This window comes from Paenibacillus allorhizoplanae (genome assembly GCF_927798215.1).
Taxonomy (GTDB): domain Bacteria; phylum Bacillota; class Bacilli; order Paenibacillales; family NBRC-103111; genus Paenibacillus_E; species Paenibacillus_E allorhizoplanae.
Genome location: NZ_CAKMMW010000009.1, coordinates 241,701 through 251,932 on the forward strand (window position 1 = coordinate 241,701; position 10,232 = coordinate 251,932).

At 44.1% G+C, this 10,232-nt stretch carries 7 protein-coding genes and 16 tRNA genes; 1 reads left to right on the top strand and 22 read right to left on the bottom strand.

Going from position 1 to position 10,232, the window contains the following annotated elements; all coding sequences use genetic code 11:
• Window positions 1-41 precede the first annotated feature (41 nt).
• On the bottom strand, window positions 42-752 hold the full coding sequence (locus L6I86_RS17270) for a class I SAM-dependent methyltransferase (RefSeq protein ID WP_236289044.1): 711 nt from the start codon (window positions 750-752) through the stop codon (window positions 42-44).
• 250 nt (window positions 753-1,002) lie between these two features.
• On the opposite strand from L6I86_RS17270, the gene L6I86_RS17275 reads away from it, so the two are divergent.
• Window positions 1,003-1,113 (top strand): sporulation protein YjcZ, encoded by a 111-nt coding sequence (locus L6I86_RS17275; RefSeq protein ID WP_157276489.1) that lies wholly within the window; start codon window positions 1,003-1,005, stop codon window positions 1,111-1,113.
• Between the two features lie 73 nt (window positions 1,114-1,186).
• On the opposite strand, the gene L6I86_RS17280 is transcribed toward L6I86_RS17275, so the two are convergent.
• The 21 genes from L6I86_RS17280 to L6I86_RS17380 form a co-directional block, all read right to left on the bottom strand.
• Window positions 1,187-2,737, bottom strand: a complete 1,551-nt coding sequence (locus tag L6I86_RS17280; protein WP_056618822.1) for an ABC transporter substrate-binding protein — start codon at window positions 2,735-2,737, stop codon at window positions 1,187-1,189.
• Between the two features lie 74 nt (window positions 2,738-2,811).
• Entirely contained in the window at window positions 2,812-3,756 is a 945-nt protein-coding gene (locus L6I86_RS17285) for a carbohydrate ABC transporter permease (RefSeq protein ID WP_056618820.1), read from the bottom strand.
• Between the two features lie 15 nt (window positions 3,757-3,771).
• Window positions 3,772-4,755 (bottom strand): ABC transporter permease, encoded by a 984-nt coding sequence (locus tag L6I86_RS17290; RefSeq protein WP_173120301.1) that lies wholly within the window; start codon window positions 4,753-4,755, stop codon window positions 3,772-3,774.
• Window positions 4,756-5,002: 247 nt separating this feature from the next.
• Window positions 5,003-6,607: a response regulator gene (locus L6I86_RS17295; RefSeq protein WP_236289046.1), complete on the bottom strand. Its 1,605-nt coding sequence runs from the start codon at window positions 6,605-6,607 to the stop codon at window positions 5,003-5,005.
• A complete protein-coding gene (locus L6I86_RS17300) occupies window positions 6,600-8,363 on the bottom strand; it encodes a cache domain-containing sensor histidine kinase (protein ID WP_236289066.1) in 1,764 nt (587 codons plus the stop codon). Before L6I86_RS17300 ends, L6I86_RS17295 begins: the two co-directional genes overlap by 8 nt.
• A 210-nt stretch (window positions 8,364-8,573) precedes the next feature.
• Window positions 8,574-8,652 (bottom strand) — tRNA-Leu (locus tag L6I86_RS17305).
• Between the two features lie 18 nt (window positions 8,653-8,670).
• A tRNA-Leu gene (locus L6I86_RS17310) sits at window positions 8,671-8,759 on the bottom strand.
• 12 nt (window positions 8,760-8,771) lie between these two features.
• Window positions 8,772-8,845: transfer RNA gene (locus tag L6I86_RS17315), tRNA-Cys, on the bottom strand.
• A gap of 10 nt (window positions 8,846-8,855) precedes the next feature.
• Window positions 8,856-8,930: transfer RNA gene (locus L6I86_RS17320), tRNA-Gly, on the bottom strand.
• A gap of 8 nt (window positions 8,931-8,938) precedes the next feature.
• A tRNA-Gln gene (locus tag L6I86_RS17325) sits at window positions 8,939-9,010 on the bottom strand.
• A gap of 22 nt (window positions 9,011-9,032) precedes the next feature.
• A tRNA-His gene (locus L6I86_RS17330) sits at window positions 9,033-9,105 on the bottom strand.
• 25 nt (window positions 9,106-9,130) lie between these two features.
• Window positions 9,131-9,204 (bottom strand) — tRNA-Trp (locus L6I86_RS17335).
• 13 nt (window positions 9,205-9,217) lie between these two features.
• A tRNA-Tyr gene (locus L6I86_RS17340) sits at window positions 9,218-9,299 on the bottom strand.
• 9 nt (window positions 9,300-9,308) lie between these two features.
• Window positions 9,309-9,384, bottom strand: a tRNA-Thr gene (locus L6I86_RS17345).
• Between the two features lie 14 nt (window positions 9,385-9,398).
• A tRNA-Phe gene (locus L6I86_RS17350) sits at window positions 9,399-9,474 on the bottom strand.
• A gap of 22 nt (window positions 9,475-9,496) precedes the next feature.
• Window positions 9,497-9,573: transfer RNA gene (locus L6I86_RS17355), tRNA-Asp, on the bottom strand.
• Between the two features lie 12 nt (window positions 9,574-9,585).
• Window positions 9,586-9,662, bottom strand: a tRNA-Met gene (locus L6I86_RS17360).
• A gap of 56 nt (window positions 9,663-9,718) precedes the next feature.
• Window positions 9,719-9,791 (bottom strand) — tRNA-Val (locus L6I86_RS17365).
• Between the two features lie 14 nt (window positions 9,792-9,805).
• Window positions 9,806-9,880, bottom strand: a tRNA-Glu gene (locus tag L6I86_RS17370).
• Window positions 9,881-9,895: 15 nt separating this feature from the next.
• Window positions 9,896-9,987, bottom strand: a tRNA-Ser gene (locus L6I86_RS17375).
• A gap of 3 nt (window positions 9,988-9,990) precedes the next feature.
• Window positions 9,991-10,066, bottom strand: a tRNA-Asn gene (locus tag L6I86_RS17380).
• Window positions 10,067-10,232: the final 166 nt, after the last annotated feature.

The following is a 10,232-nucleotide window of genomic DNA, read 5'->3' on the forward strand; positions in this document are numbered from 1 at the left end:
TTCGCCATGAAGGAATCATTATCCTGCTTCTTAGTGTATCCTTAGTCCTTGGAGCCTATCATTAGGGTGTAACCCATATAGGGATGATACTTGCTGACCAGCTCATCATACCGAGCTGTGATCTGCCATACACGGGGATCCATGAAGGATTGTCGATCAGATAAATGAACAGGATCTGGATGCTGAACCTGATCTTCGAACATCGTTAATGGGAAGGGATGAATACCTGTCGAAGTGACGGTACTGAATTTATTGCTCTCCAGCAGCTCTTGCCACTCTTCCAGCTTATAGATCTTACTCACCCCATAGAAGCTGCATAACGCCCTATGAATGCCTGTTGTCATATCTTTTACTTTAATCACTTCTCGGTCATATAGCTTTCCTTCTGGTTTTAATACCCGATAGTACTCCGATACAGCTTTCTGAGCGTCTGCGAAGTTCGTGACAGACTCCACCATCACAACATCGAAAGACTGAGCCTCGAACGGCAGCTGACAAACATCTCCTATTAGGAATTTTACTTGGGTGCCCTGCTTCTCAGCTCGAATCTTGGCTTTATTAATCATTTCTGGACGTATATCAATGGCAGTAACATCGCAGCCTTGCTCTGCCAAATAACAGGCTGTTCTACCTGTTCCGCAGCCTACCTCCAGCACCTTTTTCCCTTTGTCGATCGGATATCTCTTCAGTTGCTCGATGGTCTCTCCAAATCCCCCGGGATGTGCGTTTCCTATCCCGAGCTTCGCTAACATATCCAAGTAATCGATAGCCCTTACACCTCCGCAATGGCATTACGTTCTTTTTCTACCATATGGGAGGCTACTGTCACTTGTTCAACTTCTCGCCATCTTTTAACAAAAACAGGCTCTTGCCTAAAAGTCGTGATTGTCCCTATAGATTTAGGCGAAACACCCAAGCAAATCGTGACATCTCTCCATAGGATAGTATTGTCTCTCATTCGCTTCTGCGGAAGAGCATTCCTGAAGATGGGGGGTGACATAAATGGGTGTTGCTGTAGGTACTGGTGCAGGTTATGGTGGTACGTCGTCCGCTGCAGTTGTTCTTGTTCTGTTCGTTCTGCTTGTTATCGTAACAATGACTTTTGTTTGGTAATAAGTCATAGATTTCTGCAATCAAAAGGAGCCAAGACTCATTGCTGAGTCTGGCTCCTTCTACATAGAACGTCTTATTTCTTCGAAGCTGCTAAGAAAGCATCCAATTGCTTTTGCTTTTCAGCTATGATTTTATCAATGCCTGCTGCTTTCATTTTATCTTGATATTTCGGCAAGGAAGCATCCATATCCACAGAACCTGTATCCATCGCTGCATCGAATTCTTTGCCTACGTTAACTGCTGCAGCCACTTGAGTTTTAACAGGCTCGGAGTCGAACGTAAAGCCTAGACCTGGTGATTTTTTGCCTGATTTATTGAACTCTTTGAATTTATCCCATTTCTGTGGATCTTCATTATCGTATAAGTAGTTCAAGAATTGGTTACCGAACTGCCATGCAGCACCTGGTGCATAATTTTTGCCTGCATCTGTTGCTTTAATAATGTTTTCCGACACTTTCGTGTAGTGCGTACCTTCGATACCAAAGTTGATGAGATTGTTTAATTGTTTATCCGTGTGCAAGAGGTTAATCACCATCATCGTACGAGCTGGATCCTTGGACGTTACGGAAATGCCTAACATGGAACCCGCTGTGTCGCCTGTGGAAATTGTACGTGGTGTCAACTCGATTTGGCCAAGTTTACCTACCAAGTTCGTTGCATTTGCCAGTTCACTATCTTTACCTGGTTTCAAAGAAGATGTAATCATGAATACATTCCCGGATTTCAAAGCATCTTGACCCGACAATTGCGTCGTAGCTGCATCCTTATTGATATATCCTTTTTGCATAAAATCACGTGTTAATTTCAAAATTTCTTTATAACGCGGTTGATCCCATTTCGGAATCACTTTTGTATCTGTGCCATCTTTCATAATAACACCTGGAATTGTGCTGTCACCCAGATAGTCATACTGCGCCAAATAGTGCGCATTCAAGTTATCCCCGTCGCGAAGGAAGAAAGCTGTCATTTCTGGCTTTTTCTCTTTGACTGTTTTCAGTACATTAGCCAAGTCTGCCATCGTCTTCACAGCTGTCATATCAATGCCTAATTCTTTGGCGATATCCGCACGATACACAACCCCACCGGAAGCTGCAAGTTCTTTATTCGTTGGGACACCATAGTTTTTACCATTGATTTTAGCTCCTTGCAAGAATGCCGGATCCAAGGAATCCGTAATACCCTTTCCATATTGCCCAATCAAATCATTCAGCGGCATCAAGGCGCCTTTACCCACATTAACAGCGTGACCATTCCATTGTGCTGTGAAAAGGATATCAAACTCTTCACGGGAAGCAATCATTAAGTTCGTTTTATTATCCCATTGGCCCCAGTCGATTGGCATTAATTTGATCGTTGCGTTGATTTTTTCTTTCAAAACCTTGTTCATAGCGTCTTCTACTTTAGCTTGATCCGGTTGTGGTGTACCAGGGTAGACTAGTTTCACTTCATAAGGCTTCAAATCCGTTGTAGCTGCTTTCGTCGCAGCAGGCGCTGTACTTGTTGCTGGTGCTGCTGTAGCACTTGCAGCAGGCTCTGGTGTACTCTTCGAACAGCCCGCCAAGGTGAGTGATAACGAAAACGTTAGGGTAAGAAGTGCAAGAGTGCTTTTTTTCAAAGCTTTCATTGATGGATTGCCTCCCTTTATCTCAATTCTTCTTATATGCTAAACCAGTCTACACTGGTACAAGCCGCGTTAAACTATCCTTTTATTGCACCAACCGTTAGGCCTTTCTTAAAATACTTCTGGAAGAATGGATACGCGAACACGATCGGTCCTATTCCGAGTACGGCCATCGCCATACGGACTGTTTCCGTTGGTAGTTGAAGCATGCCCCCTGCTTGGGATAAACCTTGACTCGCTTGCACATTCGAGGTTAAGAACTGAATATCCAGCATGGTTTTGTACATCATGAACTGCAGATTGATGTTTTTGCTGCCAGAAATGAATACCAGACTCAGGAACCAGTCATTCCAATAGTTCAGCACCTGAAACAAACCAACCGAAGCCAATACCGGTAAAGAGAGTGGAATAATGATTTGACTGAAAATCCGAACCTCACCGGCTCCATCAATCTTCGCTGCTTCGATTAAAGGCATCGGAATCGAATTCGCAAAGAATGTCCGAAGCAATAGGACGAAGAAGGCGGAGACTAACAAGGGCAGCATAAGTGCTGCGATCGTATTTTTCAAATCCAGCATCTGGGTATACACAAGATACCATGGAACGAGCCCACCATTGAATAACATCGTGAAAAACATGAAGAAGGAGAAGAAACTTCTATGTGGAAAATCACTTCGCGAGATCGGATACGCATAAAGTGACATCATCACTAAACTAATTGCTGTTCCTACCGTTGCTAGAAAGACTGAGATCCCGAAGGAGCGCAAGATTTGATGCCAATCCTTGAACATGAACTTATACGCTTCCAAACTCCAAGCTTCAGGTATGAAATTGTAGCCATGTATGAGAACTCCCTTTTCATCTGAAAAGGATACGATGATTACCAATACCAGAGGCATTATACAAGCTGCGGTATAAATCCAGAAGAACACGTTAACCAACAAATTCGCTGTAGGCGTTAATTCATTGGGTCCTCGTTTTCTGGCTATCCGTTGTTTACGTACCGAAATTGCTTCACTCATGACAGCCACTCCTTCTTAAAATAGTGCGTTCTCTTTGCTTACTTTTCTTACAAATAGATTCGTAACTAGAACAAGTAGGAAGCCCACAACGGCTTGGTACAAGCCTGCTGCAGATGACATTCCGATATCCCCCATCGTCAGGAACGTTTGATACACATAGGTATCAATAACTTGTGTGGTCGGAAATAAAGCGCCTGCATTTTTCGTTACTTGGAAGAATAGGCCGAAGTCAGCATAGAAAATTCTACCTACTTGAAGAAGTGTCATCGTAATCATGACTGGCATGATCAGTGGGATCGTGATGCGTTTAACTTGCTGCCATTTATTCGCTCCATCGATTAAAGCCGCTTCATAATACTCATGATCAATCCCTATAATGGCAGCCATATAGATGACTGTATAGTACCCAAGATTTTTCCATGTGTTCACAATCGGTAGAATGACCGTCCAATATTTCGGTTCTGTATACCAGTCAATCGGCTCTATGCCTAATTTAGGCAGAAGCACGGTATTCACGAAACCATGCTCGGCGCCCAAGAAAGCGTATACCAGATATGCTACACACACCATGGAGAGAAAGAAGGGCAGAAACATCGTGCTTTGATGAAACTTCGATAGAAATTTGCTGCGCATCTCATTAAACATAATAGCCATTGCAACGGCGATTACCAAATTCAATACGATGAAAACCAGATTATACGAGATCGTATTTCGAGTAATGACCCACGCAACCTCACTAGAGAACAAATACTTGAAATTATCGAAGCCCACCCATGGACTTCCTAGAATCCCTTTTGTGTAATTCACATTTTTAAAAGCAATCAGAACGCCCGCCATTGGAATGTAGTTGTTAATGATGAGTAGCAGTGCTGCTGGTGCCATCATCACATAGAAAATCCAGTATTTGCGAACCGTCCATAGAAAGTTTGATTGAACCCTAGTTCGTTTCGTAGTACGTATAGGGGCTGCCTGCGCTGCCGTATTTGGCGTATCATTCATCTTTTATTTTGCTCCCCTTTCCATTCAATCCGCTTATGTCCTCTCTCTTATAGGTTCATTGTAAATTGTTTGGAAATAAATCTCTATCTGCGTAGTGACCGAATAAGCACTTCTGTGACATTCGTCTTAACCTTGATTCGCCTGACATCTAGCGCTGGAAAGCACCAAAAGCTACCCATTCCTGGGCAGCTTTTGGCCATTTCATTTTAAGTTGTTCTACCCCCTGATGCCATGCCTCAGAACCTCATCACCCCTGGAAGTTTTTTCGATACTCTTGTGGGGAAAGTCCTGAATACTTCTTGAACATTTTCGCGAAAAAGGAAAAGTGTGAATAACCCGTTTGCTCTGCTACATAGCTGATCTTATCGTTAGTTTCCGCAAGCAGCTTCATCGCTTTCTCCATCCGAACCTTGAGACTGTACTCTGAGATGGAAAGCCCCGTTTCTTTCTTAAATAAACGCGATAAATAGGCAGGATTGAGAAACACAGAAGCCGCCAATTCCTCTCTGCTAAGCTCTTCCTCCATATGTTCGTCAATGTATTGGCATACCTTCGCTGTAACCGCTGAGACGCCTTTCAGATGACTATTCATATAGTCACAGCTTACTGTAGCGATTCGAACCGCCCAATTCCTCAGTTGATTTAATGAACGCGTCGCACTGGTGTAGTCTTGTAGCTCTTGATGAGGGAGCATATCATGTACGGCTAAACCTTTTTTGTGTAAAACATGATACACCACATGCAACAACCCATAATAGAAAGCCTCCACCGTTTCGGAACCCACGTCATCAGTCTTCTGCAGACGATCAATATTCTCCTGAATGCGAGCCACCAGTTCCGCCTTCTTTCCAGACTCTAATAACACAATCCAATCGGAAAAGGTTGGCGCCTGCGGCTTGTTCATAAGAGGCTGATCTGTTTCATTATCCAAAAGCACACAGTTACTTTTCGTCACATTATTCCGCTCATTTTGAAACAGATCTGCCACCTTCGCCGTTAGTTTGAGTAAAGGCGTTTCCTCGCCTACATAACAGGACAAGCTGCACTGAAAATAGCGGTGACAAGCACTAATATAAGCCTCGCACTTCGCCTTGATGTCAGGTAGCGATAGTTCGCTTCCTTCCGCTACATACAGGAGAACTAAAGATGAACCATTCTCTTGAATCACGCAGCCAGCCTGCTCCACAACAATGATTTCAGCAGCAGCTTTTCGAATCGCGTACTCCATAATCTCTTCGTCTCTTGCATTCAGCTCTTCCTTCCAGTGCTCCACACTTATGAGGATGGGTAATATCCTACTCGTCATGTCCAATGGGATTTCATACATCTGGAAATTTCGAGTCAACCGTTCCTCATTCGCGGGTATTTTCCCACTCAACAACTCCTGCCAAAACTTCTCAACCAACGTCGGTAGCTCACTAACCCAGTGACTGTAATACATCTTATATGTTTCATGAAAATCGGTCTGCTCCTGATCTTCTTTAATCTTATCAATGGCGAGCTTCACAATGTCTTGCAGCCGATCGTGATCCACTGGCTTCAAGATGTAGTCAAAGCTCCCTAAACGTACAGCCTGCTGCGCATATTCGAAATTCGCATGACCGGTTAAGAATATCGTCTCCGTTTGTGGTGAATGCGTACGTACCCACTCCTGCAGCTGCAAGCCATTGCTACCCGGCATTTCAATGTCCGAAATCATAATGTCGATTCGATTCTGAGATAGCACCTGCTTCGCTTCATTCACATCCAGCGCTTCAAAAATCTGACCAATCGGAAATGCCTCCCAATCGATTCCCACAGTGATTCCTTTTACTGCGATCTTCTCGTCGTCCACAACCAATAAGTTAAACATCCTTCTCCGTCCCTTCCACAATGGGGGTGTGAAGCGGCAGCCTAATTTGAACCAAGGCCCCTCTCTCCGGCTTATTCAGAAATCTCAGTGCAACTCTGTTTCCATAATTCATTTGCAACCGATGCCGTACGTTCCATATCCCAAGGTGCTCATCGCCCGATTGGTCCAAATATTGAGCTGAATTTAATTGCTGCAGCATTTCTGGTTGAAATCCATTCCCGTTATCACTAATCGACAAGAGAAAGAACTCTTCAGGCTCTTCTGGGTCTTGCTCCGCTTTCACTTGAATGACATACGTACCGTACTGCTTCGTAAACCCATGGATTACTGCATTTTCTACAAATGGCTGTACAATAAGCGGAGGAATAGCGTATTGGCTGTATGTCTCTGGTAATTGGAGGTCAAACGTCAAATTGTCCGGATATCTCATGACTTGAATCTCCAAATAATTGCGAATATGATCGATCTCATCCTTCAGTGTCATCGTTGTCCGGTTCGTACGCATAATAAAACGGAAATAATCGGCCAGATGGAGTGACATCTTCTGAACGGATTTCGTATCTTTTAACGCCGCGAGGTTATAAATGATATTTAAACTGTTCATATAGAAGTGAGGATTAATTTGAACCTGCAAATGCTTAAATTCCGCCTGTTGTACACGAATCTTCTCCTCATAAACCGAAATCTTCAGATTCTCAATCTGATCCACCATGTTATTAAAAGTAGCTATCAGAAAGGCAAATTCCGTCGAACTGCCTTCATGCAACCTGACTGACAATTCCCCTTGGGCAATTTTCCTCATACCACGTATTAATTGCATCAATGGCTTGAATAAGATGCGCTGCACATACAACAAATAAATCCCAAGCACAAACGCTCCACCCAATGGTAAAAAGTAAATCAACAGCTGCAAATATGGCAAATTCTGCAGCATATTTTTCTCGGCAATGATGAGTTCAAATTCCAAATCTGCATGTGAAGAGGCTTCCCGCACAATCAAAAACTGCTGATCAAGCTCCTTATCTTTGACAATTTGAAAACCAGAAGTTTTCTCTGTGATTTGATCACTAATGTTCTTATATCTTTGTGATGGGAAATAGGCGTTTGTTAAAGTAGTTCCATCTGGAGATACGACAATGGTGCCTCCACCTTCTCCTGTGTCCCACTTGCTGAGCGGCTCAACCATGCTGCTCATTTTAATGAGAATGCCGCCTGACAGACCTGCGCCCAAATCCTTATTAATCTTCATCAAATAGTGGTCGCCATTCGCTGCCTTCATAATGAGCCAGTTGCCATTCGAGCTGTCATTTGGACGACTCTTCGAATTTTCCACGATGAATTGTTTCACCGTCTGAACACGATCATAGTAATACGTATTTTCCCTTGTAGATACAAGTAGATCCCCTGTCGTATTCGAAAAGACGAAAAACGTATTAACCAAATTGTATATATCCAGTTGCCGAGTTAACTTATTGAACAAGCGCTGCTTCGCTAGTACATAATCATCCGATTCCAAGGGGTACAAGTTCATATTAATCACATCAGGATCACTATAGAGATGAAACAAATAATTATCAAATTCTTTAAGTGTATTATCCGTGTCCTCCACGTACTGCTGCAAAAGCTTATTATAGTTTTGAGAAATTTGATCCCTCACCACATTCATGGAATACACATTATTAAAAATCAGAAACAAAACTAAGGGAGCAACCACCAGCACAAACCCAATAAAAATCTTAAATCTTACCGAATTCACAATATTCAAAGGGGCCCCGCCTCATATGTTGTATTTGGGAATGAACTTCCATTGTAAGCATTCCCTTCCTATTTTACTATCTGTAAAACACATATACATAGCATTTTAGATACACTGTGTACGAAGTACATTGATCTCTCTTCCGTTCCAAAAGTGAACAAAAAAAAGTCTATGAAATCAAATGATTTCATAGACTTTCTTTGTTCGTTATACCGGCAAGAGGACTCGAACCTCCACCCTTTCGGACTCGATTTTGAGTCGAGCGCGTCTGCCATTCCGCCATGCCGGCATAAACTTGTAAAAACAATGGTGCCGAAGACCAGACTTGAACTGGTACGGTAGTCACCTACCGCAGGATTTTAAGTCCTGTGCGTCTGCCGATTCCGCCACTCCGGCTTATAAATTTTGTGGAGGCGCCACCCAGATTCGAACTGGGGGTAAAGCTTTTGCAGAGCTCTGCCTTACCACTTGGCTATGGCGCCTTAGTAATAATGGAGCGGAAGACGGGGATCGAACCCGCGACCCTCGCCTTGGCAAGGCGATGCTCTACCGCTGAGCCACTTCCGCATATAAAACTGGGGATCAAGGATTTGAACCTTGGCATGACGGAGTCAAAGTCCGTTGCCTTACCGCTTGGCTAATCCCCATTATGTTGCTTTGGTAATAATGGGCGGACGACGGGACTTGAACCCGCGAATGCCGGATCCACAAACCGGTGCGTTAACCCCTTCGCCACGACCGCCACAATATTAAGTTTCTTGCATTTTTGGCAGGGGCAGCAGGAATTGAACCCACACCAAAGGTTTTGGAGACCTTTGTTCTACCCTTAAACTATGCCCCTACAAAAAGGAAAATGGAGGCTGATGGATTCGAACCACCGAACTCGAAGAGAGCAGATTTACAGTCTGCCGTGTTTAGCCACTTCACTAAGCCTCCACAAAGCAATGGTGCCGTCGAGAGGACTTGAACCCCCAACCTACTGATTACAAGTCAGTTGCTCTACCAGTTGAGCTACAACGGCTTATTTAATTTAAATGGTGGCTTTGGACGGAATCGAACCGCCGACACGAGGATTTTCAGTCCTCTGCTCTACCGACTGAGCTACAAAGCCTAACTAAATTGTGTAATAATAATGGCGGAGCTGACGGGATTCGAACCCGCGGTCTCCTGCGTGACAGGCAGGCATGTTAGGCCACTACACCACAGCTCCACATGTATTATTTGGTTGCGGGGGCAGGATTTGAACCTGCGGCCTTCGGGTTATGAGCCCGACGAGCTACCGGGCTGCTCCACCCCGCGTCATTAAGTATAAGTCACGTTTCCTATTAAATCAAGTCTTTCATAAGGAAAAGTGATGGAGGCTGACGGGATCGAACCGCCGACCCTCTGCTTGTAAGGCAGATGCTCTCCCAGCTGAGCTAAGCCTCCATGGGAAGTAAAAATGGTGACCCGTAGGGGACTCGAACCCCTGTTACCTCCGTGAAAGGGAGGTGTCTTAACCACTTGACCAACGGGCCTTACTAGAAAAATTATGGCGGAGAGAGAGGGATTCGAACCCTCGAGACGCTTGTGACGCCTACACGATTTCCAATCGTGCTCCTTCGGCCAGCTCGGACACCTCTCCATATGGCTCCCCGAACAGGACTCGAACCTGTGACAACTCGATTAACAGTCGAGTGCTCTACCAACTGAGCTATCAGGGAATAGAAACAATGAATCATTCAAGGATTTATTCCTTGAAAACTAGATACGAAACTCAACGTAAAGTACTATTAGGTTTTCTAGCAGAGAGACTTTAATCTTCGATTAAAGATCCCTATATATGGTTAAGCCCTCGACCGATTAGTATTCGTCAGCTGCATACGTTGC